Origin of the sequence: Streptomyces sp. SudanB5_2050, assembly GCF_964272335.1 — a bacterium.
GTDB classification, from domain to species: domain Bacteria; phylum Actinomycetota; class Actinomycetes; order Streptomycetales; family Streptomycetaceae; genus Streptomyces; species Streptomyces rochei.
In genome coordinates this window covers 3350442-3375258 of record NZ_OZ186760.1, presented here as the reverse complement: position 1 = coordinate 3375258, position 24817 = coordinate 3350442, and the positions used below count along the sequence as shown (strand labels likewise).

Genomic DNA, 24817 nt, shown 5'->3' with positions numbered 1-24817 from the left:
GCCCGCCCCCGGCTACCCTTGCGGGGTGAGCAGCCCCACCCCCGACGCCCTCCTGGGTCCCGTCGACGTCCGCGAACTCGCGGCGGCCCTCGGCGTGCGCCCCACCAAGCAGCGCGGCCAGAACTTCGTCATCGACGCCAACACGGTCCGCCGTATCGTCCGCACCGCCGAGGTACGCCCCGACGACGTGGTGGTCGAGGTGGGACCGGGTCTCGGCTCGCTCACCCTGGCCCTGCTGGAGGCGGCCGACCGGGTCACCGCCGTCGAGATCGACGACGTCCTCGCCGCCGCCCTGCCCGCCACCGTCGCCGCCCGCATGCCGGAGCGCGCCGACCGGTTCGCGCTGGTCCACTCCGACGCGATGCACGTGACCGAGCTGCCGGGCCCCGCCCCGACCGCGCTGGTCGCGAACCTCCCGTACAACGTCGCCGTGCCCGTCCTGCTCCACATGCTCGACACCTTCCCGAGCATCGAGCGGACCCTCGTCATGGTCCAGGCCGAGGTCGCCGACCGCCTCGCCGCCGGGCCCGGCAACAAGGTGTACGGCGTCCCGTCCGTGAAGGCCAACTGGTACGCCGAGGTCAAGCGGGCCGGCTCCATCGGCCGCAACGTCTTCTGGCCCGCGCCCAACGTCGACAGCGGGCTCGTGTCCCTCGTCCGGCGCAGCGAACCGCTGAAGACCACCGCGTCCAAGGCGGAGGTCTTCGCCGTCGTCGACGCCGCGTTCGCCCAGCGCCGCAAGACCCTGCGGGCCGCCCTCGCGGGGTGGGCCGGGTCCGCCGCCGCCGCGGAGGCCGCGCTCGTCGCCGCGGGCGTGTCGCCGCAGGCGCGCGGAGAGGCGCTGACCGTGGAAGAGTTCGCGCGTATCGCCGAGCGTCGTAACGCCGAACACGAGGAGTGACGAGCAAGTGAGCGTGACGGTCCGCGTCCCCGCCAAGGTCAACGTCCAGCTCGCGGTGGGCGCCGCCCGCCCCGACGGCTTCCACGACCTGGCCAACGTCTTCCTCGCGGTCTCCCTGCACGACGAGGTCACCGCCACCCCCGCCGGTGAACTCCGCGTCACCTGCGAGGGCCCGGACGCCGACCAGGTCCCCCTGGACCGCACCAACCTCGCGGCCCGCGCGGCACTCGCCCTCGCCGAGCGGCACGGCCGCGCCCCCGACGTCCACCTGCACATCGCCAAGGACATCCCCGTCGCCGGCGGCATGGCGGGCGGCAGCGCGGACTGCGCCGGCGCGCTGGTCGCCTGCGACGCCCTGTGGGGCACCGGCGCCTCGCGCGAGGAGCTGCTGGAGATCTGCGCCGAGCTGGGCAGCGACGTGCCGTTCAGCCTGGTCGGCGGGGCGGCGCTCGGCACGGGGAGGGGCGAGCGGCTGACGGAGCTGGAGGTCGGCGGCGACTTCCACTGGGTGTTCGCGCTGGCCTCGCGGGGGCTGTCGACCCCGGCCGTCTTCCGCGAGTTCGACCGGCTCGGCCAGGGGCTGGACATTCCGGAGCCGGTCGCCGACCAGGCGGTCCTCGACGCCCTCGCCAAGGGCGACCCCGCCGCGCTCGCGGTGACCGTCTCCAACGACCTCCAGCCGGCCGCGCTCTCCCTCTTCCCCGAGCTGGGCGACACCCTCGCGGCGGGCCGGGCGGCCGGAGCGCTGGCGGCGCTGGTCTCCGGCTCGGGACCGACGACGGCCTTCCTGGCGACCGACGCCAAGTCGGCGTCCGACATCGCCGGGGTACTGCGGGCCTCCGGGACCTGCCGCGACGTGCGTACGGCCTCGGGGCCGGCGGCGGGGGCGACGGTGCTCGGATCGTAGGCACCCGGCGGCCGGGACTACCCTGGAGGGTCGATCGTCCCCCAGGCAGGAGAGAAATGGCCGTCAACCTGGTCAATGTCGAGAACGTCAGCAAGGTGTACGGCACCCGTGCACTCCTGGACGGCGTCTCCCTCGGCGTCTCCGAAGGGGACCGCATCGGCGTCGTCGGCCGCAACGGCGACGGCAAGACGACCATGATCCGGATGCTGGCCAGGCTGGAGGAGCCCGACACCGGGCGGGTCACCCACTCCGGCGGGCTGCGGCTCGGGGTGCTCACCCAGCACGACTCCCTCGACCCGCGGGCCACCGTCCGCCACGAGGTCATCGGCGACCTGGCCGACCACGAGTGGGCGGGCAACGCCAAGATCCGGGACGTGCTGACCGGGCTCTTCGGCGGGCTGGACATGCCGGGCTTCCCGCAGGGGCTGGACACCGTGATCGGTCCGCTCTCCGGCGGCGAGCGGCGCCGGATCGCGCTCGCCAAGCTGCTCATCGAGGAGCAGGACCTGATCGTCCTCGACGAGCCCACCAACCACCTCGACGTCGAGGGCATCGCCTGGCTCGCCCAGCACCTGCGCGAGCGGCGCTCGGCGCTCGTCTGCGTCACCCACGACCGCTGGTTCCTCGACCAGGTCTGCACCCGCATGTGGGACGTGCAGCGCGGCGACGTCTACGAGTACGAGGGCGGCTACTCCGACTACGTCTTCGCCCGCGCCGAGCGCGAGCGCATCGCCGCCACCGAGGAGACCAAGCGGCAGAACCTCGTCCGCAAGGAGCTGGCCTGGCTGCGGCGCGGGGCGCCCGCCCGCACCTCCAAGCCGCGCTTCCGCGTCGAGGCCGCCAACGAGCTGATCGCCGACGTGCCGCCGCCCCGGGACAGCAGCGAGCTGATGAAGTTCGCCTCCTCGCGGCTCGGCAAGACCGTGTTCGACCTGGAGGACGTGACCGTCCAGGCCGGGCCCAAGGTGCTCCTCAAGCACGTCACCTGGCAGCTCGGCCCCGGCGACCGCATCGGCCTGGTCGGCGTCAACGGCGCCGGCAAGACCTCCCTGCTGCGCGCCCTCGCCGAGGCGGCGCGCAGCGAGGGCGAGGTCCAGCCGGCCGGCGGACACGTGCGCGTCGGCAGGACCGTCAAGCTGGCGTACCTCTCCCAGGAGGTCGCCGAGCTGGACCCCAACTGGCGGGTCCTGGAGGCCGTGCAGCGCGTGCGCGAGCGCGTCGACCTCGGCAAGGGCCGGGAGATGACCGCCGGGCAGCTGTGCGAGACCTTCGGCTTCGGCAAGGAGAAGCAGTGGACGCCGGTCGGCGACCTCTCCGGCGGTGAGCGGCGGCGGCTGCAACTGCTGCGGCTGCTGATGGACGAGCCCAACGTCCTCTTCCTCGACGAGCCCACCAACGACCTCGACATCGAGACCCTGACCCAGCTGGAGGACCTCCTCGACGGCTGGCCCGGGTCGATGATCGTCATCTCCCACGACCGCTTCTTCGTCGAGCGGACCACCGACCGGGTCTTCGCCCTGCTCGGCGACGGGGCCCTGCGGATGCTGCCGCGCGGCATCGACGAGTACCTGGAGCGCCGCAAGCGCATGGAGGAGGCCGCCGCGGCCAGTGCCCCGGCGGCAGCGGCGAAGCCCGCCGCGGCCGTGCCCGAGAAGAGCGCCGCCGACGTGCGCGCCGCCAAGAAGGAACTCCAGAAGATCGAGCGGCAGCTGGACAAGGTCTCCGAGAAGGAGACCAAGCTCCACGCGCAGATCGCCGAGAACGCCACGGACTTCGCGAAGGTGGCCGAACTGGACGCGGAGCTGCGGGAGCTGGCCGGTCAGCGCGAGGAGCTGGAAATGCGCTGGCTGGAACTGGCCGAAGACGCCTGACGCCCCGCGCGCGGGGAGCGCGCGCGGCGTGAAGGGCGCGTGAAGGCGCGTAACAGAGGCATCACGGGCCGGTCCTCCCTTGGGAACAGGGGTGGACGCGGCCCGGTGTGCGCTTCGGCCCGGGTGATAGAAAGGCCGTCTGAGAACTGTCTGAACGACTGCCGTGAAACGACTCCGAGGCCAGCGCGTACCTCGGGACGTGGCTAAAAATCAGTGAGTCATAAGGGGGAACGCGCTGATGAGCCAGCCGCCCAACCAGCCGCCGCAGGGTGGCTTCGGAGCACCGCAGGACCCGCCGCCGGGAGGATTCGGGGCACCGACCCCGCCGCCCCCGCAGGGGCAGCCGCAGACGCCGCCGCCCCCGCAGGGCGCGCCGTCCGGTCCGCCGCCGCAGCCGGGGTACGGCTATCCGCAGCAGCCCCAGCAGCCGGGTCCGTACGGGCAGCCCGGCCAGCCGGGTCCCTACGGGCAGCCCGGACCGTACAACTCCGGCCCGTACGGCCAGCCGCAGCAGCCCGGCCCCTACGGACAGCCCGGACAGCCCGGTTACGGCTATCCGCAGGCGCAGTTCCCGGGCGCGCCCGGCACCCCGCCGCCCGGCGGACCGGGCTCCCGCAACCCGTTCAAGGGGAAGCCGGCCCTCGCGATCGGCGCGGCGGTCGCCGCGCTGCTCGTCATCGGCGGCGGCGTGTGGGCGGTCACCGCGAGCGGCGGCGACGACAAGGACAAGAAGCCCGTCGCCGGCAAGAGCGACGACCCCAAGCCCTCCGGCTCCGGCGGCGCACCGGTCAACCCCGGTGACGGCAGCGGCGACGGCGGCGAGGACCCCGAGAACCTCAACGAGGGCCGGCAGGCGGGCGAGTCCAAGGTCCTCTGGTACAAGGAGGCGCCCGACGCCCCCGGTTCCGGCGCCGACGCCGACGGCATGTGGATCACCGACAAGGCGGCGGTGAAGGCGGCCTACAAGCAGGTCTTCGCCTACAACGTCGGCGACGGCAAGCCCAGCTGGGAGCCGATCGCCTTCCCGGAGAAGATCTGCGCGGTCACCCCGGAGAAGACGGCCGACGACAAGATCGTCGTTGCCTACATGAGCGGTTCCAGCGACCGCGCCAAGTGCAACAAGCTCCAGGAGATCGACCTCGCCACCGGCCAGAAGGGCTGGTCGGAGGAGGTCGCGGACGGCGAGCTGTTCGACTCCACCCTCTCCGTGGAGCTGACCGTCAGCGGCAACACCCTGATGGTCGGCCGCTCCCAGTCCGGCACCGCGTACGACGTCACCACCGGCAAGAAGCTGTACGACAAGAAGCGGTACGGCGACGCCTGCTTCCCCGCCGGGTTCGCGGGCAGCGCGACCAAGCTCGTCCAGGTCGCCTCCTGCGGCGCCGGCGGCGACAACGCGCACGACGAGCTGCAGGGGCTCGACCCGAAGACCGGCAAGGTCCTGTGGACCTACAAGTACGAGAAGGGCTGGCGGGTCGCCCGCGCCTACTCCGTCGACCCGCTGGTCGTCTACGCCACCAACGAGGACAAGAAGGTCTGGAACATCTCCACCTTCACCTCCGGCGGCAAGGTGCAGGAACAGGTCGGCGTCGACGAGGACTTCGCCCCCGAGTGCGGCTGGGCGATCCTCGAACGCGACCTCCAGGGCTGTGCGGGCGTCGCCGTCGGCGGCGGCGCCCTCTACCTGCCGACCGAGGCCACCACCGGCGCCAACGAGATCGTCGCGATCGATCTCGCCACGGGCAAGGAGAAGTGGCGGACCAAGTCCCCCGCGGACGAGTCGATGATGCCGATGAAGGTCGAGGGCGACCAGCTCATCGCGTACGTCCAGCCCTCGTACGACGCGGGCGGCCGGGTCGTGTCCATCCCGACCGGAGGCAGCGACCACAAGCCGGTCGAGCTGCTGAAGAACCCGCAGGCCGTCGCGGACATCGAGAACAGCTTCTACTCCAAGGACATCGACTGGGTCGACGGGCGGTTCTACATCTCCAGCACCCGCCTGACCGGGAACGACGAAGCGAAGGAGAAGTTGATGCTCGCCTTCGGCAAGTGACCTTCTTCCCTCCGCCCGTTCCGTCTCCCGTGCTCTCCGTCGTCCCCGCTCACGAGGTACTCACGCCATGACCCAGCCGCCGCCCCCGCCGCCCAACCAGCCCCCGCAGGGGGGCGGTTTCGGCCCCCCGCAGAACCAGCCGCCGCAGCAGCCGCCCACCCCGCCGGCCGGTGGGGGCCCCGACTTCGGCAAGGCGCCGCAGCCGGGGTACGGCTACCCGCAGACGCCGCCTGCCGCCCCGCAGACGCCCCCGCAGGCGCCCCCGGCAGCCCCGCCGTCCGGGCCGACGCCGCAGCCGGGGTACGGGTACCCGCAGACGCCGCCGCAGCAGCCGCAGCCCGGGTACGGCTACCCGGGCCAGCCGGCGCAGCCGGGTCAGCCCGGCGCGTACGGGCATCCGACGCCTGCGTACGGGCAGCCGGGTCCCGGCCAGCCGGGGCAGCCGGGGCAGCCCGGTCAGTACGGGTACGGCTACCAGCCGCCGACCGTGCCGATGCAGCCGCAGGCCGGTGGGTCCGGCGGCGGGGGGAAGATCAACGCTCAGCTGGCGATCATCGTGTCGGCGGTCGTCGCGATCGCGCTGATCATCGGTGGCGGCGTCTGGTACGCCAACTCCTCCGGTGACGGCGACGGCAAGGACGACACCGCCAGTTCGGGCGGCACGGACGGCGGCACGGACCAGAAGGGCGGCTCCGGCGGCAAGTCCTCCGGCGGCGAGGAGAAGGTGCCCTCGGACCCGGCGTCGAAGGTGCTCTTCCAGGTCCCCATGCCCGCGGTGAGCAAGGACGACAGCACCATCGTCGTCTCCGGTTCCTGGCTCACCGACAAGGTGTACGCCAAGAGCGGCATCGCGGAGGTCGTCGGCTACGACCGCGACAAGGGCACCAAGTCCTGGACGATCGACCTGCCCGGACCGGTGTGCGAGGCCAGCCACCGCGTCACCGAGGACGGCAAGACGGCGATCATCCACAAGCCGGCCATGCCGACCAAGGCCGAGCCGCAGTCCTGCACGGAGGTCGCCGTGCTCGACCTGGCGGCGGGCAAGACCGCGTGGTCCAAGTCCGTCGAGTCGGGCGGCCGTCCGATGTCCCTGAACAACGTGACGCTCAGCGGCGGCACCGTCGCCGCGGGCAGCACCAGCGGCGGCATCGCGTGGGACATCGCCACCGGTGACGAACTCTGGTCCCCCAAGCCCACCGACACCTGCTACGACGCCGGTTACGGCGGCGGCGAGAAGCTGGTCGCGGTGCGCAAGTGCGGCACGTACGACGCACGGCAGCTCAACATCCAGACCATCGACCCGAAGAGCGGGAAGGTGATCTCGGAGTACAAGATGGCCAAGGGCATCGAGTACGCCGCCGTCGTCTCCACCGAGCCGCTCGTCGTGGCCGCCGACGTCGGTGACTCCGCCGGGGACGGAAGCGGGATCTCCGACTTCTTCTCCATCGACAACAAGACCGGCAAGCTCCTGAACCGCATCTCCGCGCCGGGTGACGAGTTCGGCGCCAGCTGCGAGTCGATCACCGAGATCGAGAACTGCCGCGGTCTCGCGGTCGGCAACAACCGGCTGTACATCGCCACCGAGGAGCACGAGGGCGGCGGCGAGTCCTACAGCCGCACCAACGAGGTCGTCGCCTTCGACCTGACCACCGGCAAGCAGACCGGCGAGCGCGCCGACGCCGGTGACGGCTACACGATCACCCCGCTGCGCATGGACGGCGGCAACGTGATCGCGTACAAGCGCCCTCCGTACGACAAGGGCGGCCAGGTCGTGAGCATCGACGGCGGGACGTTCAAGCAGACCACGCTGATGGAGAACCCGGCGACCGAGGCGGTGCGCGACGTGGAGTCCCGGATGTCGCCGGACTACTCCGAGATCCGCTACTCGCAGGGGCACCTGTACATGTCGCAGGTGTTCGCGAGCGAGCCGAGCAGCGCGGACGACAAGGAGTACCTGGCGATCGCCTTCGGCACGAGCGGCTGAGCCTCGCGGCTCCGTCGCCCCGGCCCGGTACGGCCCCGTCCCCTTCCCGGGGGCGGGGCCGTGTTGCATGGATTTTCGGTGCTCCGGGGCGGTTCTTGCCGGTAGGGGCAGCGCGCGGTGGCCCCAGCGTGTAGCTTCCGGGGGACCGGGGAGGGTGACTGGGGGGTTGCTCGATGGGCGTACGGCTCATGGTGGTCGACGATCACCGATTGCTCGCCGAGGCGTTGGCCTCGGCGTTGAAGTTGCGGGGGCATCGGGTGCTGGCCGCGGCGGCGCCGTCGGCGGGGGCGGCGGAGCTGGTGATCAGCAGGGCGCCGGAGGTGTGCCTGCTGGGGACGGCGACGCCGGCCGAGCCGGGGATCTTCGATCCCGTGGTGCGGATCAAGCGGGAGCGTCCGCAGGTGGCGGTGCTGGTCCTGGGGCCGGTGCCGAGTCCGCGCGGGATCGCGGCGGCGTTCGCGGCCGGGGCGTCGGGGTACGTGCGGCACGACGAGCGGATAGAGGGCGTCGAGCGGGCGATCATGAAGGCGCGGGCCGGGGAGGCGGCGGTGGCGCCGGCGCTGTTGCAGGGGGCGTTCGGAGAGCTGCTGAACCCCGCGGCCCAGCCGGACGACGAGGGGCAGCGGCTGCTGCGGATGCTCACGCCGAGGGAGGTCGAGGTGCTGGTCCGGGTCGCGGACGGGGAGGACACGCGGCTGATCGCGGCGGGGATGGGCATCGCGCCTTCCACGGCCCGGACGCATGTGCAGCGGGTGCTGATGAAGCTCGGGGTGGGCTCCCGACTGGAGGCGGCGGCCCTGGCCGCCCGAACGGGACTACTGGACCGCGCGACCCCGGCCTCCGGCGGTTGAACGGGGTGCCTCCGGCGGTTGGCGGGGGTACCTGCGGCGGCCTGTGCGGGTGTGTGGGTGGGGTGCCTGCGGCGGCCTGTGCGGGTTGTGGGTGGGGTGCCTGCGGCGGCCTGTGCGGGTGTGTGGTGGGGGTGCCTGCGGCGCCGGTGCGGCTTCGGTGGGGGTGCGCGTAGCGCGATCGGTTCGTGGTGGGTCGGGGCCGCGCCGGGGGGTGTCCGTCCTCGGAACGGCGCGGAATCGGTCGGCCACAGATCTGGACGGCGCGGACGCGCCAACCGCTGCGGGCGGACACCCCCCGACACGTCCCCTCCCCGCCGTACGCGGCTACCCGCCCGCGCGGGGCGCGCACGGCGCGCGGTGGCCGCCGTCCTGCCGCGCCACCCCGCCGCAGCAGCCGCGGGCAGTCATCCCACCCAGCTGCGGGCAGTCGTGCCGCTGGGGCGGCACGGGTGGGCGCAGCGGCACCCCGCTACGCCGGGCCGCGACACCCACCCCCGCGCCCACACCCACGCCGGGTGCGGAGGGAGACGCCGGTCAGCGCACCCGTGCCGGTCACGGCACCCGCGTCACTCCGGCCCCGCCCCCTCGGCAGAGGGCGGCGGCGCCGTGGGCCGCAGCTTCAGCCACGCCAGGAAGAACAGCCCCAGCACCAGCATCCCCAGCCCGGTCCACAGGTTGATGTTCACCCCCTGCGCCTTGTCGATCTCGTCGTCGGACGCCACCAGGCCCGCGATCGTCACGATGACGCCGTAGACCACGAACAGCCCGCCGATGATCCGCCGGATGTCGAAGAGCCGCGCGGCCGTGACGGACTTGGTCTCCAGCTCGGAGACCTCGTCCTGGACGTTCTTGTCGGAGTAGGAATCGGACATGCTCTCTCAATCCTCCCGCGATCAGAACGAGAACGGGATGTAGCAGGCGGCGGCCAGCACGACCGCCCCCCAGCCCAGCAGCGCCGGCTTGCGGTACCACGCGTCGTCCCCCTTGGCGGGCGCCTCGGACATGCCGGGGGAGACGGTGCCGTAGACCAGGCCCTGCAGTTCCGAGACCGGCTTCGGCGCGGTGAACAGGGACACGGCGACCATGACCACCGCGCCGGCCACGAACCCCGCGATCGCGGAGACGAAGTTGGCACCCTGGTCGGAGGGGATGTCGATGATGCCCTGCTTGTAGATGACGAAGTAGTTCACCATCGCGGCGGTCGTGCCCGCGATCAGGCCCCAGAAGCCGGACTTCATGGACGCCCGCTTCCAGAACATGCCGATGATGAAGACCACGAACATCGGCACGTTGAAGAAGGAGAAGAGCGTCTGGAGGTAGCTCATGATGTTCGAGAAGGAGGAGGCCAGGAACGCCGTGCCGATCGAGGCGAGCACGCCGATCACCGTGATCAGGCGGCCGAAGCGGACGTAGTAGTCGTCCTCCCGGTCCTTCACGACGTACCGGGCCCAGATGTCGGTGGTGAAGACCGTGTTGAAGGAGGACACGTTGGCCGCCATGCCGGCCATGAACGCGGCCAGCAGGCCGGTGACCGCGATGCCGAGGACGCCGTTGGGCAGCAGTTGCTGCATCAGGTACGGGATGGCGTCGTTGTACTGGAGGTCCGAGCCGGGGGTGCCGATCTTCGGGACCAGGACGGCCGCGACCAGGCCCGGGATCATCACGACGAAGACGATGAAGATCTTCGGGAAGGCGGCGATGAGCGGGGTGCGCTGGGCCGCCGAGAGGTTCTTCGCGGACAGCGCGCGCTGCACCTCGGCGAAGTTCGTCGTCCAGTAGCCGAAGGAGAGCACGAAGCCGAGGCCGAGGACGATGGTCAGCCAGTTGGCGCCCAGCGGGTTGTCGCTGCCGATGCCCGTGCCGCCCCAGGCGGTCATGAAGTCGCCGCCGCGGGTCTGGGTGAGGGAGTCGGACAGACCGTCCCAGCCGCCGACCTTCTTCAGGCCCAGCACCGTGATCGGGATGAGGCCGGCCAGGATCACGAAGAACTGGAGGACCTCGTTGTAGATCGCCGAGGAGAGACCGCCGAGGGTGATGTAGGCGAGGACGAAGAAGCCGGCGACCACGATGGCCACCCACTGCGGCCAGCCGAGCAGGGCCTCGACCACGATCGCGAGGGCGTAGAGGTTCACGCCGGCGATCAGGATGGCCGCGACGGCGAACAGGACCGAACTCAGGAGGTGGGAGGACCTGTCGAAGCGCAGGAGCAGGAACTCCGGTACCGAGCGGACCTTGGAGCCGTAGTAGAACGGCATCATCACCAGGCCCAGGAAGACCATCGCCGGAATGGCGCCGATCCAGTACCAGTGGGTCGTGTAGACGCCGTACTGGGCGCTGTTGGCGGCCATGCCGAGGATCTCGGTGGCGCCCAGGTTGGCCGCGACGAAGGCGAGGCCGGTGACCCAGGCGGGCAGCGAGCGGCCGGACAGGAAGAAGTCCAGGCTGGTCTTGACGGAGCGGCGGGCTGCGAAGCCGATGCCGAGGACGACGACGAAGTAGATCCCGAGGATCGAATAGTCGAGCCAGTTGGTGGGGAGTCGAAGCTCCGCGGCTAGATGTGTGGGGGTATGCATACGAACTCGCTTCGTTGCGCGAACTGATCCGCAGCGGAACCTACGCCTCCGCGTTCAGTAATTGAACACTTCTGGTGATGTTCTTTGTTTGATTGTGATGATCGGCAGGCTGGTGAGTTGTGATGTGTTATGTTTGATTGTGTTGAGTGATTGGGTGTGGGTGCAGAGGAGAGCGGCTGTGAAGAAGACGTCGACCCGGCTGGCCGACGGTCGCGAGCTCGTCTACTACGACCTGCACGACGACGCCGTGCGCGACGCCGTGGACCGGCGTCCGCTGGAGCGGACCGTCACCACCTCCGAGGTCCGCCGCGATCCGCTGCGCGGCGACTCGGTCGCCATCGCCTCGCACCGCCAGGGCCGCACCTATCACCCGCCCGCCGACCAGTGCCCGCTGTGCCCGTCGCAGGGGGAGCGGCTGAGCGAGATCCCGGACTCCTCGTACGACGTGGTGGTCTTCGAGAACCGTTTCCCCTCGCTGGCCGGCGACTCCGGCCGCTGCGAGGTCGTCTGCTTCACCTCCGACCACCACGCCTCCTTCGCCGACCTGGACGTGGAGCAGGCCCGGCTCGTGCTCGACGCCTGGACCGACCGCACGTCGGAGCTGTCGCATCTGGCCTCCGTGGAGCAGGTCTTCTGCTTCGAGAACAGGGGTGCCGAGATCGGGGTGACGCTGGGTCACCCGCACGGGCAGATCTACGCCTACCCCTTCACCACGCCCCGCACCGCCGAGATGCTCCGTTCGCTCGCCGCCCACAAGGACGCGACCGGCGGCGAGAACCTCTTCGACGCCGTGCTGGAGGAGGAGCTGGCCGGGGAGCGGGTCGTCCTGGAGGGTGAGCACTGGGCGGCCTTCGTGCCGTACGCCGCGCACTGGCCGTACGAGGTGCACCTGTACCCCAAGCGGCGGGTGCCGGACCTGCTCGGCCTCGACGAGGCGGCCCGCACAGAGTTCCCCCAGGTCTATCTGGAACTCTTGAGGCGCTTCGACCGGATCTTCGGGGAGGGCGAGCCTCCGACGCCGTACATCGCGGCCTGGCACCAGGCCCCGTTCGGGCAGCTGGAGGACTTCGAGGGTGTGACGCGGGACGACTTCGCGCTCCACCTGGAACTTTTCACGATCCGCCGTACGTCCGGCAAGCTGAAGTTCCTCGCGGGCTCCGAGTCCGGCATGGACGTGTTCATCAACGACGTGCCCCCGGAGCGCGCGGCCGAGCGACTGCGAGAGGTAGCGAGTTCATGAGCGGGAAGTACCTGGTGACGGGCGGGGCCGGCTATGTCGGCAGCGTGGTCGCCCAGCATCTGCTGGAGGCGGGCCACGAGGTCGTCGTCCTCGACAACCTGTCGACGGGCTTCCGGGAGGGCGTCCCGGCGGGCGCCACGTTCATCGAGGGGGACATCCGCGACGCCGCGAAGTGGCTGGACGCCTCGTACGACGGCGTGCTGCACTTCGCCGCCTTCTCGCAGGTCGGCGAGTCCGTCGTGAAGCCCGAGAAGTACTGGGACAACAACGTCGGCGGCACCATGGCCCTGCTGGACGCGATGCGCTCGGCGGGCGTGCGGCGGCTGGTCTTCTCCTCCACGGCCGCGACGTACGGCGAGCCGGAGCAGGTCCCGATCGTCGAGACCGCGCCCACCAGGCCCACGAATCCGTACGGCGCCTCGAAGCTCGCCGTCGACCACATGATCAGCGGTGAGGCGGCGGCCCACGGCCTGGGCGCGGTGTCCCTGCGCTACTTCAACGTCGCGGGCGCCTACGGCGAGTACGGCGAGCGCCACGACCCCGAGTCGCACCTCATCCCCCTGGTCCTCCAGGTGGCGCAGGGCCGCCGCGACGCCATCTCCGTCTTCGGCGACGACTACCCGACGCCGGACGGCACCTGTGTGCGCGACTACATCCACGTCGCCGACCTGGCCGAGGCGCACCTGCTGGCGGTGAAGGCCGCCGTCCCCGGCGAACACCTCATCTGCAACCTGGGCAACGGCAACGGCTTCTCGGTCCGCGAGGTCGTCGAGACGGTCCGCCGGGTGACGGGCCACCCGATCCCGGAGGTCGTGGCCCCGCGCCGGGGCGGCGACCCGGCGGTCCTGGTCGCGTCGGCGGACACCGCCCGCGAGAAACTGGGCTGGAACCCGTCGCGCGCGGACCTCGCGGGGATCGTGACGGACGCGTGGGAGTTCGCGCGGCGGCGCGCGGGCCAGGACTGAGGAAGAGCGAGGGGCAGGGCATGGGCGAGGCTGTGGCGGAGGCCGTCGGCGAGCGGTTCCGGGAGCTGTACGGCGCGGAGCCGGAGGGGGTGTGGGCGGCGCCCGGCCGGGTCAACCTCATCGGCGAGCACACCGACTACAACGACGGCTTCGTCATGCCGTTCGCCCTGCCGCACACCGCGGTCGCGGCCGTCTCCCGCCGGGACGACGGCCTCCTGCGCCTGCACTCGGCCGACATCGACGCCGGCGTGGTCGAGCTGCGCGTCGCCGACCTGACCCCCGGGTCGGACCGGTCCTGGACCGCGTACCCCTCCGGCGTGGTCTGGGCGCTGCGCGAGGCCGGCCACGAGCTGACCGGCGCCGACATCCATCTGGCCTCGACGGTCCCCTCCGGCGCGGGCCTGTCCTCCTCGGCGGCCCTGGAAGTCGTGGTCGCCCTGGCCCTGAACGACCTGTACTCCCTCGGGCTGCGCGGCTGGCAGCTGGCCCGCCTGTGCCAGCGCGCGGAGAACGTCTACGTCGGCGCCCCGGTCGGCATCATGGACCAGACCGCGTCGGCGTGCTGCGAGGCGGGCCACGCCCTCTTCCTCGACACCCGCGACCTGTCCCAGCGTCAGATCCCCTTCGATCTCGCGGCCGAGGGCATGCGCCTGCTCGTCGTCGACACGCAGGTCAAGCACTCCCACAGCGAGGGCGAGTACGGCAAGCGCCGCGCCGGCTGCGAGAAGGGCGCCGCCCTGCTGGGCGTCGACGCCCTGCGGGACGTGCCGTACGCCGAACTCGACGCGGCGCTGGAGCGCCTGGCCGACGACGAGGAGGTCGGCCGCCTGGTCCGGCACGTGGTCACCGAGGACGAGCGCGTCGAACGGGTCGTGTCGCTCCTGGAGGCCGGCGACACCCGCGCGATCGGCCCCGTCCTGGTCGAGGGCCACGCCTCGCTGCGCGACGACTTCCGCATCTCCTGCCCGGAGCTGGACCTCGTCGTCGACACGGCCCTGGCCTCCGGCGCCCTCGGCGCCCGCATGACGGGCGGGGGCTTCGGCGGCTCGGCGATCGTCCTGGCGGACGTGTCCGAGGTCGACACCATCACCAAGGCGGTGAAGGAGGCCTTCGCGGCGGCCGGCTTCACCGCGCCGCGGGTCTTCGAGGCGATTCCCTCGGCGGGCGCGCGGCGGTTGGTCTGAGCGCTCAGACCAACCGCTTCACCAGCGTGTACTCCGTGATCCCCGGCGGGTAGTCGGGGATCACGCACACCACCTCGTAGCCCTGCATGCGGTAGAAGTCCGGGGCCTGGAAGTCCCAGGTCTCCACGCGGGACGCGGCGCAGGACCGTTCGGTGCGGGCCGTTCGCTCCGTCTCGGTGAGCAGGGCGGAGCCCAGGCCGAGGCCGCGGTGGCGGTCGTCCACCCACAGATAGGTCACGTGCAGCCAGGTCGCCCAGGTGTGGCCGACGAGGCCGCCGGCCAGGTCGCCGGACTCGTCGAGGGCCCAGACGTGCAGGGGGGATTCGCGTTCGTGAGGGGTTTGGCGCAGGGACCGCAGGACGGAGGAGGCGGCCGTGTTCGTGTCCCGCAGGCGGGTGCGCAGCAAGTCGCGCCGAGTCCTGTCCACTTCTGTCACGAGACGAAACATGCGGCTCACCATAAACGTGCCGGGCTGTCAGTTCTGCAAATAACCTTCCGCTCCCGGCGCCCGCCCGTACTCTGATGAACAGCACCGGTGGGGGCCGGTGCCGTTCAGGGGGCGAGACAGCAGGGTACGGCGCCCGGGGCGGGGGTAGCGGTTACTGCGCGGCGGCGGCCGTGCGGCCGCGGCGCCCCGTCCCGGAGTACCGAACGCACAGGTGGATACGGGGCTTCGGGCGCCGTACCCGTGCCGTGTCGTCTTCCGTGTTCCCTGGGTGGACAGACGATGGGTGGCCCTTCGCTCCGCCAGGAGCCTGGGGGAGGGGGTTTCGTGGTGCGTGTCCGAGTCCTGGTCGTCGACGACCATCGCATCTTCGCCGAGTCGCTCGCCGCCGCCCTGGCGGCCGAGCCCGACGTGGAGGTCTCCGCGGCCGGCAGCGGTCCGGCCGCGCTGCGCTGTCTGGAGCGGGCCGCTTCCGAGGGGCGGCGGTACGACGTGCTGCTCGTCGACGCCGACCTCGGCGGGCACGTGCCCGGCGCGCGGCCCGCCGTCCCGGTGCGGGAGGGCGACGAGGACGGGCTCGTCGACGGCATCTCCCTGGTCGCGGGGGTGCGGACGGCGCAGCCGGGGGTGCGGGTCGTGGTCCTCGCCGAGAAGGACGATCCCCGGCGGGCGGCCCTCGCGCTCGGGGCCGGGGCCTGCGGCTGGGTGGCGAAGGACTGCTCGCTGTCGCGGCTGCTCAGCGTGATCCGGGGGGTCCTGCGGGACGAGACGCATCTGCCGCCCGCGCTGCTGACCGGCGTGCTGCGCGAACTGACCGCCGCCCGCAAGCACCGCACCGAGAGCGAGCGGCTGGTGGAGTCGCTGACCCCGCGGGAGCGCGAGGTGCTGCGCTGCATGGTGGCCGGCCTCGGGCGCAAGGCCGTCGCCGAGCGGCTGTACCTGTCCCCGCACACCGTGCGCACGCACATGCAGAACGTACTGGGGAAGCTGGGCGTGCACTCCACCCTCGCCGCCGTCGCGCTGGCGCGCAGGGCCGGGGTGGGGCCGGCCGACCTGGGGCCGCCCGGACGGATCGGGCCGCAGCAGAGCAACAGCGCCTGAGCGACGCCGGGGGGCGGGGCCGAGGTGGGTGCCGGGCCCGTGTCCGAGGCGCGGCGCCCCCGGCGGTCCTCAGCCGGGGATGTTGTCGAACGGGGCGGTCAGCCGGCGCAGCAGCGCCGCCAGGTCGCCGCGCTGGGCGCGGGACAGCTCGGCCAGGATCGCGCGCTCCTGCGCCAGCAGGCCGGCCAGCGACTGGTCGGCCCGGTCCCGGCCCTCGTCCGTGAGGCGGACCAGCACGCCCCGCCGGTCGCTGGGGTCGGGCAGGCGCTCCACCAGGCCCTTCTTGGCGAGGCGGTCGATGCGGTTGGTCATCGTGCCGGAGGTGACCAGGGTCTGGGTGAGGAGCTGCCCCGGGGAGAGCTGGTACGGGGTGCCCGCGCGGCGCAGCGCCGTCAGGACGTCGAATTCCCAGGGCTCCAGATTGTGCTCGGAGAAGGCGAGGCGGCGTGCGCGGTCCAGGTGCCGGGCCAGCCTGCTGACCCGGCTCAGGACCTCGAGCGGTTCCACGTCGAGGTCCGGGCGCTCCCGGCGCCACGCTGCGACCAGCCGATCGACCTCGTCCTCCATGACGATCAGTGTAGTGGTTGTGTCGACATGAAGTCTCTTGATGTCGATTCTCTTGACGTCGAGATAGTGGTGGGGTGACGCTGGGTACCCGGCCCGGACAGCCCATCCCTGGAGGCTCCATGCCCGCCACCGCCCCCACCTGGGACCCCGCCCAGTACCTGCGCCACGCCGACCACCGCGCCCGCCCCTTCGCGGACCTCCTGGCCCGGGTACCCGACCTCCCCGCGCGGGCACCCCGCATCGCCGACCTCGGCTGCGGCCCCGGCAACGTCACCGCCCTGCTCGCCGAGCGCTGGCCCACCGCCCGCATCACCGGCTACGACAACTCGCCCCGGATGCTCGAGCAGGCCGACCGGTACGCCGGCCCCACCCCCGGCGGCGGCCACCTCGACTTCGCCGCCGCCGACGCCCGCACCTGGACCCCCGCCGAGCCCCACGACCTCGTCATCAGCAACGCCACCCTCCAGTGGGTCCCCGACCACACCGAGCGCTTCCCCGACTGGATCGCCGGCCTCGCCCCCGGCGGCACCCTCGCCTTCCAGGTCCCCGGCAACTTCGCCGCCCCGAGCCACCGCCTGATGCGCGAACTCGCCGACTCCCCGCGCTGGCGCGGCCGCCTCGCCGGCACCCTCCGCCACGACGACGCCGTCCTCGGCCCCGAGGACTACCTCGCCCACCTGACCGCCGCGGGCTGCGCCGCCGACGTGTGGGAGACCACCTACATACACCTGCTGGCCGGCGAGGACGCCGTACTGGACTGGGTGAAGGGCACCGGACTGCGACCCGTGCTCACCGCGCTCGACGACGACCCCGAGGCCCGCGACGCCTTCGTCGAGGAGTACCGCACCGTCCTGCGCGCCGCCTACCCGGCGGGTCCGCACGGCACGCCCTTCCCCTTCCGCCGGATCTTCGCCGTCGCCCGGAAGAGGACCGGCGCCTAGTCCGGCCGGACCGCGGCGGACGGGGCTCACGCCACCCCGGCCGCCACCAGCGCGTCGATCTCCTCCCCGGACAGCCCCAGCTCGCCGAGCACGGCCCGGGTGTGCTCGCCCAGCGCCGGCACCGCCTCCATGCGGGGAGCCGCCCCCGTCGGACCCGGCGGCGCGAACGCCGGGACCGGGCCGGCCGGCGTGGGCACCTCGTGCCGGCGTCCGCGCGCGGCCAGCTGCGGGTGGTCCCACACCTCGGCGAGCGTGCTCACCCGCGCGTTGGCGACCGGCACCGCGCCGAGCAGTTCGAGCGCCTGGTCCCCGGTCAGCTCCGCGAACCGGGCCGCGATCAGCGCGCCCAGCTCCTCCCGGTGCGCGTTGCGGTCCGCGTTGGTGGCGTAGTGGGGGTGCGCGGCCAGCTCCGGGCGCTCCAGGAACCGCGCGCAGAAGCCCCGCCACTCACGCTCGTTCTGGATCGCCATCATGACCACCTTCCCGTCCCCGGCCGTGTAGGGGCCGTACGGGTGGATCGTCGCGTGCGCCGCCCCGGCACGCGGTGGCGGCTCCGCGCCGTCGAAGGCGTAGTACAGGGGGAAGCCCATCCACTCCACGGTGGACTCCAGCATCGACACGTCCAGGTGCGCGCCCCGCCCGGTGCGCCCGCGCTCCAGCAGCGCGGCGAGGACCGAGCTGTACGCGTACATCCCGGCGGCGATGTCCGACACCGAGACACCCACCTTCGCCATCTCCTCGGGCGTGCCCGTCACGGACAGCAGCCCGGCCTCGGCCTGCACCATCAGGTCGTACGCCTTGCGTCCCTCGTAGGGGCCGGGAGAGCCGTAGCCGGAGATCTCGCACACGATCAGCGCGGGATGGCGCCGCAGCAGCTCCTCGGCGCCGAGCCCCGCGCGGGCCGCCGCCCCCGGCGCCAGGTTCTGCAGGAACACGTCGGCACCCGCGATCAGGCGGCGCAGCACTTCCCTGCCGCGCGGGTCCTTGAAGTCGAGGGTGACGGACTCCTTGTTGCGGTTGACCCACACGAAGTGCGAGCTGAGACCCCGCACCCGGGAGTCGTAGGCGCGGGCGAAGTCGCCCGTCCCCGGGCGCTCCACCTTGATCACCCGGGCGCCGAGGTCGGCGAGCTGCCGGCTGGCGTAGGGGGCGGCGACCGCCTGTTCGAGCGAGACGACGGTGATTCCGCGCAGCGGCTGCATGAAGAAGCGACTCCCGGTACGGCGCTAGCTCTTGCGGTGCCCTATCAGGCGGGGCTTCGGCTCCAGGCCGTCCAGGCCGTGCCACGCCAGGTTCACCAGGTGCGCCGCCACCTCCGCCTTCTTCGGCTTGCGCACGTCCAGCCACCACTGACCGGTCAGCGCCACCATGCCGACCAGCGCCTGCGCGTACAGCGGGGCCAGCTTGGCGTCGAAGCCGCGGCTCTTGAACTCGCGGCCCAGGATGTCCTCCACCTGGGTGGCGATGTCCGAGATCAGCGAGGCGAAGGAACCCGTCGACTGGGGGATGGGGGAGTCGCGGACCAGGATGCGGAAGCCGTCCGTGTACTCCTCGATGTAGTCCAGGAGGGCGAAGGCGGCCTGCTCGCACAGCTCACGCGGATGGCCGGCGGTCAGGGAGCTGGTCACCATGTCCAGCAGCCGCCGCATCTCGCGGTCCACCACCACCGCGTACAGCCCCTCCTTGCCGCCGAAATGCTCGTACACCACCGGCTTGGAGACCCCGGCTCTCGCCGCGATCTCCTCCACCGACGTGCCCTCGAAACCCTTCGCCGCGAAGAGGGTGCGACCGATCTCCAGCAGCTGCTGGCGGCGCTCGGCACCGGTCATCCGGGTGCGGCGTGCGCGCCGGGGCTTCTCATTGCTCGGGGTGCTGCTGGAGTCGGTCGCCACAGCGACCATCATGCCGCCTCGACGGTTTCCTTCCGGCGCCGGGAGGAACCTTGGTCCGTGTTCCGGCGGGAATCGATACGCGAGCGTGACGGCCAGCGCACGTCGTACGCCCACCCCAGCTGCTCGAACCAGCGGATCAGCCGGGCCGAGGAGTCCAGCTGGCCGCGCATCACCCCGTGCCGCGCCGACGTCGGGTCGGCGTGGTGCAGGTTGTGCCAGGACTCACCGCAGGACAGGATCGCCAGCCACCACACGTTGCCCGAACGGTCCCGCGACTTGAACGGGCGCTTGCCGACCGCGTGGCAGATCGAGTTGATCGACCACGTCACGTGGTGCAGTAGAGCCACCCGGACGAGTGAACCCCAGAAGAAGCCGGTGAACGCCCCCCACCACGACATCGTGACCAGCCCGCCGATCAGGGCCGGAAGGGCCAGGGACACCACGGTCCACAGCACGAACTGGCGGGAGATCGCGCGCAGCGTCGGGTCCTTGATCAGATCCGGGGCGTACTTGTCCTGCGGCGTCTGCTCCTCGTCGAACATCCATGCGATGTGCGCCCACCACAGGCCCTTGATCAGCGCCGGCACCGTCTCGCCGTACCGCCACGGCGAGTGCGGGTCGCCCTCGTCGTCGGAGAACTTGTGGTGCTTGCGGTGGTCCGCCACCCAGCGCACCAGCGGGCCTTCCACGGCCATCGACCCGGCGATCGCCAGCGCGATCTTCAACGGTCGCTTCGCCTTGAAGGAGCCGTGGGTGAAGTGCCGGTGGAAGCCGATGGTGATGCCGTGGCAGCCCAGGAAGTAGAAGAAGACCAGCAGGCCCAGGTCCAGCCAGCTCACGCCCCATCCCCACGCCAGCGGCACCGCCGCCACCAGCGCCAGGAACGGAACGGTGATGAACAGCAACAGCGTGATCTGCTCGATGGACCGCTTCTGCTCACCCCCCAGCGTCGCGGAAGGGGCGGAGCCGTCGTCGGGGGGCTTCGGGGAACCTGCGATCACGTCGGAACTCGTGGTCATGCGCGTCCTCTGGGGGTCGAGGGTCCTGTCAGTTGCCGAGCGGTGCGGGAACCGCGCCACACTTCCTACGGTTCCGTAACCTACGGCGACGTAAGTATTGCAGCGCGTCGCCCCGCGGCAAGAGCCCGCGAGCCTGCGCGTCCTCGCCGACACCTATCCTGGGAGTCGGTCGGACAGCGCGGTCCGCTCGGAATACTTCCCGGACGTCCGGCCCCGTAAGCGGCGCCCGCCGCGCGAGACGCCGTCCGGGTTCCCTCCCAGACGAGCTTCAACACTGCAAGGAGCCGCACCTGTGAGCAGTGCCGACGACCAGACCACCACGACGACCAGCACCGAGCTGCGTGCCGACATCCGCCGGCTGGGCGACCTCCTCGGAGAGACCCTCGTGCGGCAGGAAGGCCCCGAGCTGCTGGAACTCGTCGAAAAGGTTCGCCGCCTCACCCGAGAGGACGGCGAGGCCGCCGCCGAGCTGCTGCGCGGCACCGAACTGGAGACCGCAGCCAAGCTGGTGCGCGCCTTCTCCACCTACTTCCACCTCGCCAACGTCACCGAGCAGGTCCACCGCGGCCGCGAACTGGGCGCCAAGCGCGCCGCCGAGGGCGGCCTGCTCGCCCGGACGGCCGACCGCCTCAAGGACGCCGACCCCGAGCACCTGCGCGAGACGGTCCGCAACCTCAACGTGCGCCCCGTCTTCACCGCGCACCCCACCGAGGCCGCCCGCCGCTCCGTCCTCAACAAGCTGCGCCGCATCGCGGCCCTCCTCGACACCCCGGTCAACGAGTCCGACCGCCGCCGCCTCGACACCCGCCTGGCCGAGAACATCGACCTGGTGTGGCAGACGGACGAACTGCGCGTGGTCCGCCCCGAGCCGGCCGACGAGGCCCGCAACGCCATCTACTACCTGGACGAACTGCACCTGGGCGCCGTCGGCGACGTCCTGGAGGACCTGACGGCGGAGCTGGAGCGGGCCGGCGTCAAGCTCCCCGACGACACCCGCCCGCTCACCTTCGGCACCTGGATCGGCGGCGACCGCGACGGCAACCCCAACGTCACCCCCCAGGTCACCTGGGACGTCCTCATCCTCCAGCACGAACACGGCATCAACGACGCCCTGGAGATGATCGACGAGCTGCGCGGCTTCCTCTCCAACTCCATCCGCTACACGGGCGCCACCGAAGAACTCCTCACCTCCCTCCAGACCGACCTGGAGCGGCTGCCCGAGATCAGCCCCCGCTACAAGCGCCTCAACGCCGAGGAGCCCTACCGGCTCAAGGCCACCTGCATCCGGCAGAAGCTGGAGAACACCAAGCAGCGCCTCGCCAAGGGCACCCCCCACGAGGACGGCCACGACTACCTCGGCACCGCCGAACTCCTCGCCGACCTGCGCATCGTCCAGACCTCGCTGCGCGAGCACCGCGGCGGCCTGTTCGCCGACGGCCGCCTGGCCCGCACCATCCGCACCCTGGCCGCCTTCGGCCTCCAGCTCGCCACCATGGACGTCCGCGAACACGCCGACGCCCACCACCACGCCCTCGGCCAGCTCTTCGACCGGCTCGGCGAGGAGTCCTGGCGCTACGCGGACATGCCCCGCGAGTACCGCGCCAAGCTGCTCGCGAAGGAGCTGCGGTCCCGGCGTCCGCTGGCGCCCACCCCGGCACCCGTGGACGCGGCCGGCGAGAAGACCCTCGGCGTCTTCCAGACCGTCAAGCGGGCCCTGGAGGTCTTCGGACCCGAGGTCATCGAGTCCTACATCATCTCCATGTGCCAGGGCGCCGACGACGTCTTCGCCGCCGCCGTCCTCGCCCGCGAGGCCGGCCTCATCGACCTGCACGCCGGCTGGGCCAAGATCGGCATCGTCCCGCTGCTGGAGACCACGGACGAGCTGAAGGCCGCCGACACCATCCTCGAGGACCTCCTCGCCGACCCCTCCTACCGGCGCCTGGTCGCCCTGCGCGGCGACGTGCAGGAGGTCATGCTCGGCTACTCCGACTCCTCCAAGTTCGGCGGCATCACCACCAGCCAGTGGGAGATCCACCGCGCCCAGCGCCGCCTGCGCGACGTCGCCCACCGCTACGGGGTGCGCCTGCGCCTCTTCCACGGCCGCGGCGGCACCGTCGGCCGGGGCGGCGGCCCCACCCACGACGCGATCCTCGCCCAGCCCTGGGGCACCCTGGAGGGCGAGATCAAGGTCACCGAGCAGGGTGAGGTCATCTCCGACAAGTACCTCATCCCGACCCTCGCCCGGGAGAACCTCGAACTGACCGTCGCGGCCACCCTGCAGGCATCCGCCCTGCACACCGCGCCCCGCCAGTCCGACGAGGCACTGGCCCGCTGGGACGCCGCCATGGACGTCGTCTCCGACGCCGCCCACTCGGCCTACCGCAGGCTGGTCGAGGACCCCGACCTGCCCGCCTACTTCTTCGCCTCCACCCCCGTCGACCTGCTCGGCAGCCTCCACCTCGGCTCCCGGCCCTCCCGCCGTCCCGACTCCAACGCCGGACTCGACGGCCTGCGCGCCATCCCGTGGGTGTTCGGCTGGACCCAGTCACGGCAGATCGTCCCCGGCTGGTTCGGCGTCGGCTCCGGCCTCAAGGCCCTGCGCGAGACCGGTCTGGACACGGTCCTCGACGAGATGCACCAGCAGTGGCACTTCTTCCGCAACTTCATCTCCAACGTCGAGATGACCCTCGCCAAGACCGACCTGCGCATCGCCCAGCACTACGTCGACACCCTCGTCCCCGACGAGCTGAAGCACGTCTTCGACACCATCAAGGCCGAGCACGAACTCACCGTCGCCGAGGTCCTGCGCGTCACCGGCGAGAGCGAACTGCTCGACGCCGACCCCGTCCTCAAGCAGACGTTCACCATCCGCGACGCCTACCTGGACCCCATCTCCTACCTCCAGGTCGCCCTCCTCGGCCGCCAGCGCGAGGCCGCCGCAGCGGGCCAGGAACCCGACCCGCTGCTCGACCGCGCCCTGCTCCTCACCGTCAACGGAGTCGCCGCCGGCCTGCGCAACACCGGCTGACCCCCGACGCGCACATGACGGTGCCCCCGTGCTCACCAGGAGCACGGGGGCACCGCCACGAGCACGTCACACGGCCAGGAACACCGCCGTCAGCAGCGCCACCCCGGACCCGGCCATCACCCACGCCACCCGGGTCCGCCGCAACCCCCCGGCCACCACCACCGACGCCAGCAGCAACGCCCCGCCCAACGGCACCCAGGCATACAGCACCCCGGCCGGACCCGACCGCACCACGTCGTCGCTGCCCGGCTTCACCACCACCGAGTACGTGCGGCCCTCGGACACCGCCACGGAATCCTCGATCCGGACGCTGTCCCGTGCCCGCGACCCCGCCGACACCGGCGCGTACGGGCCGGCGCACACGCCGCCGCCGCACCGCGTCACCTCGACCGTCCCCCGCTCCCGCCCCTTGGTCAGCATCACGTGCTGCGCCGTGCCCCACGAAGCCCACACCCCGGCGATCAGGATCAGCGCCGTGACCGTCCCCATCGCCGCGACTCTGCCGAAGGTCACCAGAGCGGAGGACGCGGACGAGGCCTGACGGGGACGAGCGGCGGCGGAGGCAGGCATGGCCGGGATCATTGGCCATGCCTGTGCGGTCGGTCAACTCACCCGGGCGCCATCCCCGGACAAGTCAGGAGTTGTACGTGCTCTGCGCCCGCTCCAGCCCCTCGATCACCAGGGCCTCCACCGCGTCCGCCGCCCGGTCCACGAAGTAGTCCAGCTCCTTGCGTTCCGCCGACGAGAAGTCCTTCAGCACGAAGTCCGCCACCGGCATCCGCCCCGGCGGCCGGCCGATCCCGAACCGCACCCGGTGATAGTCGGAACCCAGCGACTTCGTGATCGACTTCAGCCCGTTGTGCCCGTTGTCGCCGCCGCCCAGCTTCAGCCGCAGCACCCCGTAGTCGATGTCCAGCTCGTCGTGGACCGCCACGATGTTGCCGACCGGCACCTTGTAGAAGTCCCGCAGCACCGTCACCGGACCGCCCGACACGTTCATGAACGACATCGGCTTCGCCAGGATCACCCGCCGATTGGCCGGCCCGGGCGGACCGATCCGCCCCTCCACCACCTGCGCCTGCGCCTTGCCGTGCCGCTTGAACCGCGCCCCGATCCGCTCCGCCAGCAGATCCACCACCATGAAACCGACGTTGTGCCGGTTCGCGGCGTACTCGGGGCCCGGGTTGCCGAGACCGGCCACCAGCCAGGGCGCACCCGCGTCCGTCGTCACGTCCCTGTCTCCTTCGCGTCCGTCCACACATACGCGTCGGCCGCTGCCCCCGCGCGGGAACAGC

The 24817-nt window shown here is 71.8% G+C and carries 21 protein-coding genes; 12 read left to right on the top strand and 9 right to left on the bottom strand.

The annotated features are described in order from the left end of the window. The first annotated feature begins 25 nt into the window (after nucleotides 1-25). The 6 genes from rsmA (at nucleotide 26) to ACFZP7_RS14900 (ending at nucleotide 8567) form a co-directional block, all read left to right on the top strand. The gene (gene rsmA / locus ACFZP7_RS14925) at nucleotides 26-901 is read left to right on the top strand and encodes a 16S rRNA (adenine(1518)-N(6)/adenine(1519)-N(6))-dimethyltransferase RsmA (protein ID WP_385634588.1); all 876 of its coding nucleotides are present in this window, start codon (nucleotides 26-28) and stop codon (nucleotides 899-901) included. Nucleotides 902-908: 7 nt separating this feature from the next. Next, nucleotides 909-1808 carry a 4-(cytidine 5'-diphospho)-2-C-methyl-D-erythritol kinase gene (locus ACFZP7_RS14920; protein ID WP_385634587.1) on the top strand — a complete coding sequence of 300 codons (900 nt, stop codon included), beginning with the start codon at nucleotides 909-911 and terminating at the stop codon, nucleotides 1806-1808. 56 nt (nucleotides 1809-1864) lie between these two features. Beyond that, entirely contained in the window at nucleotides 1865-3679 is a 1815-nt protein-coding gene (locus tag ACFZP7_RS14915) for an ABC-F family ATP-binding cassette domain-containing protein (RefSeq protein ID WP_019326454.1), read from the top strand. 238 nt (nucleotides 3680-3917) lie between these two features. Next, nucleotides 3918-5732, top strand: a complete 1815-nt coding sequence (locus ACFZP7_RS14910) for a PQQ-binding-like beta-propeller repeat protein (RefSeq protein ID WP_031016022.1) — start codon at nucleotides 3918-3920, stop codon at nucleotides 5730-5732. Nucleotides 5733-5799: 67 nt separating this feature from the next. Continuing rightward, nucleotides 5800-7716: a PQQ-binding-like beta-propeller repeat protein gene (locus ACFZP7_RS14905; RefSeq protein ID WP_385634586.1), complete on the top strand. Its 1917-nt coding sequence runs from the start codon at nucleotides 5800-5802 to the stop codon at nucleotides 7714-7716. Nucleotides 7717-7889: 173 nt separating this feature from the next. After that, nucleotides 7890-8567, top strand: coding sequence for a response regulator transcription factor (locus ACFZP7_RS14900; RefSeq protein WP_019326451.1), 678 nt, complete (start codon nucleotides 7890-7892; stop codon nucleotides 8565-8567). A gap of 566 nt (nucleotides 8568-9133) precedes the next feature. Here the strand turns inward: ACFZP7_RS14900 and ACFZP7_RS14895 are convergent. Next, on the bottom strand, nucleotides 9134-9439 hold the full coding sequence (locus ACFZP7_RS14895; protein ID WP_385634585.1) for a hypothetical protein: 306 nt from the start codon (nucleotides 9437-9439) through the stop codon (nucleotides 9134-9136). Between the two features lie 21 nt (nucleotides 9440-9460). Next, nucleotides 9461-11140 carry a sodium:solute symporter family protein gene (locus ACFZP7_RS14890; RefSeq protein WP_220672024.1) on the bottom strand — a complete coding sequence of 560 codons (1680 nt, stop codon included), beginning with the start codon at nucleotides 11138-11140 and terminating at the stop codon, nucleotides 9461-9463. A 178-nt stretch (nucleotides 11141-11318) separates the two neighbouring features. On the opposite strand from ACFZP7_RS14890, the gene galT reads away from it, so the two are divergent. Genes galT through galK form a run of 3 tightly spaced genes read left to right on the top strand, consistent with a single transcriptional unit; the run spans nucleotide 11319 to nucleotide 14529 of the window. Next, nucleotides 11319-12380 carry a galactose-1-phosphate uridylyltransferase gene (gene galT, locus ACFZP7_RS14885; protein ID WP_031022325.1) on the top strand — a complete coding sequence of 354 codons (1062 nt, stop codon included), beginning with the start codon at nucleotides 11319-11321 and terminating at the stop codon, nucleotides 12378-12380. Beyond that, nucleotides 12377-13345, top strand: coding sequence for a UDP-glucose 4-epimerase GalE (gene galE / locus ACFZP7_RS14880; RefSeq protein ID WP_019329901.1), 969 nt, complete (start codon nucleotides 12377-12379; stop codon nucleotides 13343-13345). Before galT ends, galE begins: the two co-directional genes overlap by 4 nt. A 20-nt stretch (nucleotides 13346-13365) precedes the next feature. Further along, nucleotides 13366-14529, top strand: coding sequence for a galactokinase (gene galK / locus ACFZP7_RS14875; protein ID WP_385634584.1), 1164 nt, complete (start codon nucleotides 13366-13368; stop codon nucleotides 14527-14529). 4 nt (nucleotides 14530-14533) lie between these two features. Here galK and ACFZP7_RS14870 read toward each other — a convergent pair whose 3' ends face one another. Further along, nucleotides 14534-14989, bottom strand: a complete 456-nt coding sequence (locus tag ACFZP7_RS14870; protein WP_385634583.1) for a GNAT family N-acetyltransferase — start codon at nucleotides 14987-14989, stop codon at nucleotides 14534-14536. A 312-nt stretch (nucleotides 14990-15301) separates the two neighbouring features. On the opposite strand from ACFZP7_RS14870, the gene ACFZP7_RS14865 reads away from it, so the two are divergent. Continuing rightward, the gene (locus ACFZP7_RS14865) at nucleotides 15302-16075 is read left to right on the top strand and encodes a response regulator transcription factor (RefSeq protein ID WP_030973727.1); all 774 of its coding nucleotides are present in this window, start codon (nucleotides 15302-15304) and stop codon (nucleotides 16073-16075) included. Between the two features lie 69 nt (nucleotides 16076-16144). On the opposite strand, the gene tamR is transcribed toward ACFZP7_RS14865, so the two are convergent. Further along, the gene (gene tamR, locus ACFZP7_RS14860; RefSeq protein WP_019329905.1) at nucleotides 16145-16642 is read right to left on the bottom strand and encodes a MarR family transcriptional regulator TamR; all 498 of its coding nucleotides are present in this window, start codon (nucleotides 16640-16642) and stop codon (nucleotides 16145-16147) included. 119 nt (nucleotides 16643-16761) lie between these two features. Between tamR and ACFZP7_RS14855 the strand changes: the two genes are divergently transcribed. Beyond that, nucleotides 16762-17583 carry a trans-aconitate 2-methyltransferase gene (locus ACFZP7_RS14855; RefSeq protein WP_385634582.1) on the top strand — a complete coding sequence of 274 codons (822 nt, stop codon included), beginning with the start codon at nucleotides 16762-16764 and terminating at the stop codon, nucleotides 17581-17583. Between the two features lie 26 nt (nucleotides 17584-17609). Here the strand turns inward: ACFZP7_RS14855 and ACFZP7_RS14850 are convergent, their stop codons facing one another. Genes ACFZP7_RS14850 through ACFZP7_RS14840 form a run of 3 tightly spaced genes read right to left on the bottom strand, consistent with a single transcriptional unit; the run spans nucleotide 17610 to nucleotide 20494 of the window. Then, nucleotides 17610-18785, bottom strand: a complete 1176-nt coding sequence (locus tag ACFZP7_RS14850) for a CaiB/BaiF CoA-transferase family protein (RefSeq protein ID WP_019329907.1) — start codon at nucleotides 18783-18785, stop codon at nucleotides 17610-17612. 24 nt (nucleotides 18786-18809) lie between these two features. Continuing rightward, entirely contained in the window at nucleotides 18810-19487 is a 678-nt protein-coding gene (locus ACFZP7_RS14845) for a TetR/AcrR family transcriptional regulator (protein ID WP_019329908.1), read from the bottom strand. Beyond that, entirely contained in the window at nucleotides 19484-20494 is a 1011-nt protein-coding gene (locus tag ACFZP7_RS14840; protein WP_385634581.1) for an acyl-CoA desaturase, read from the bottom strand. Before ACFZP7_RS14840 ends, ACFZP7_RS14845 begins: the two co-directional genes overlap by 4 nt. Before the next feature lie 292 nt (nucleotides 20495-20786). Between ACFZP7_RS14840 and ppc the strand changes: the two genes are divergently transcribed. After that, on the top strand, nucleotides 20787-23522 hold the full coding sequence (gene ppc, locus ACFZP7_RS14835; protein ID WP_019329910.1) for a phosphoenolpyruvate carboxylase: 2736 nt from the start codon (nucleotides 20787-20789) through the stop codon (nucleotides 23520-23522). A gap of 66 nt (nucleotides 23523-23588) precedes the next feature. Here ppc and ACFZP7_RS14830 read toward each other — a convergent pair whose 3' ends face one another. Continuing rightward, nucleotides 23589-24104 carry a hypothetical protein gene (locus ACFZP7_RS14830; protein ID WP_031022314.1) on the bottom strand — a complete coding sequence of 172 codons (516 nt, stop codon included), beginning with the start codon at nucleotides 24102-24104 and terminating at the stop codon, nucleotides 23589-23591. Nucleotides 24105-24156: 52 nt separating this feature from the next. Continuing rightward, nucleotides 24157-24753, bottom strand: a complete 597-nt coding sequence (gene pth, locus ACFZP7_RS14825; RefSeq protein ID WP_210902760.1) for an aminoacyl-tRNA hydrolase — start codon at nucleotides 24751-24753, stop codon at nucleotides 24157-24159. Nucleotides 24754-24817 lie beyond the last annotated feature (64 nt).

Excerpts from the sequence above, each read along its gene's own strand:
- ACFZP7_RS14910 (WP_031016022.1), top strand. The coding sequence starts at position 3,918 with ATGAGCCAGCCGCCCAACCAGCCGCCGCAGGGTGGCTTCGGAGCACCG.
- galE (WP_019329901.1), top strand. The coding sequence starts at position 12,377 with ATGAGCGGGAAGTACCTGGTGACGGGCGGGGCCGGCTATGTCGGCAGC.
- ACFZP7_RS14900 (WP_019326451.1), top strand. The coding sequence starts at position 7,890 with ATGGGCGTACGGCTCATGGTGGTCGACGATCACCGATTGCTCGCCGAG.
- tamR (WP_019329905.1), bottom strand. The coding sequence starts at position 16,642 with ATGGAGGACGAGGTCGATCGGCTGGTCGCAGCGTGGCGCCGGGAGCGC.
- ACFZP7_RS14915 (WP_019326454.1), top strand. The coding sequence starts at position 1,865 with ATGGCCGTCAACCTGGTCAATGTCGAGAACGTCAGCAAGGTGTACGGC.
- ACFZP7_RS14905 (WP_385634586.1), top strand. The coding sequence starts at position 5,800 with ATGACCCAGCCGCCGCCCCCGCCGCCCAACCAGCCCCCGCAGGGGGGC.
- ACFZP7_RS14895 (WP_385634585.1), bottom strand. The coding sequence starts at position 9,439 with ATGTCCGATTCCTACTCCGACAAGAACGTCCAGGACGAGGTCTCCGAG.
- ACFZP7_RS14890 (WP_220672024.1), bottom strand. The coding sequence starts at position 11,140 with ATGCATACCCCCACACATCTAGCCGCGGAGCTTCGACTCCCCACCAAC.
- ACFZP7_RS14845 (WP_019329908.1), bottom strand. The coding sequence starts at position 19,487 with ATGATGGTCGCTGTGGCGACCGACTCCAGCAGCACCCCGAGCAATGAG.
- ACFZP7_RS14840 (WP_385634581.1), bottom strand. The coding sequence starts at position 20,494 with ATGACCACGAGTTCCGACGTGATCGCAGGTTCCCCGAAGCCCCCCGAC.
- galK (WP_385634584.1), top strand. The coding sequence starts at position 13,366 with ATGGGCGAGGCTGTGGCGGAGGCCGTCGGCGAGCGGTTCCGGGAGCTG.
- ACFZP7_RS14855 (WP_385634582.1), top strand. The coding sequence starts at position 16,762 with ATGCCCGCCACCGCCCCCACCTGGGACCCCGCCCAGTACCTGCGCCAC.
- ACFZP7_RS14830 (WP_031022314.1), bottom strand. The coding sequence starts at position 24,104 with ATGATCCCGGCCATGCCTGCCTCCGCCGCCGCTCGTCCCCGTCAGGCC.
- ACFZP7_RS14870 (WP_385634583.1), bottom strand. The coding sequence starts at position 14,989 with ATGGTGAGCCGCATGTTTCGTCTCGTGACAGAAGTGGACAGGACTCGG.
- ACFZP7_RS14850 (WP_019329907.1), bottom strand. The coding sequence starts at position 18,785 with ATGCAGCCGCTGCGCGGAATCACCGTCGTCTCGCTCGAACAGGCGGTC.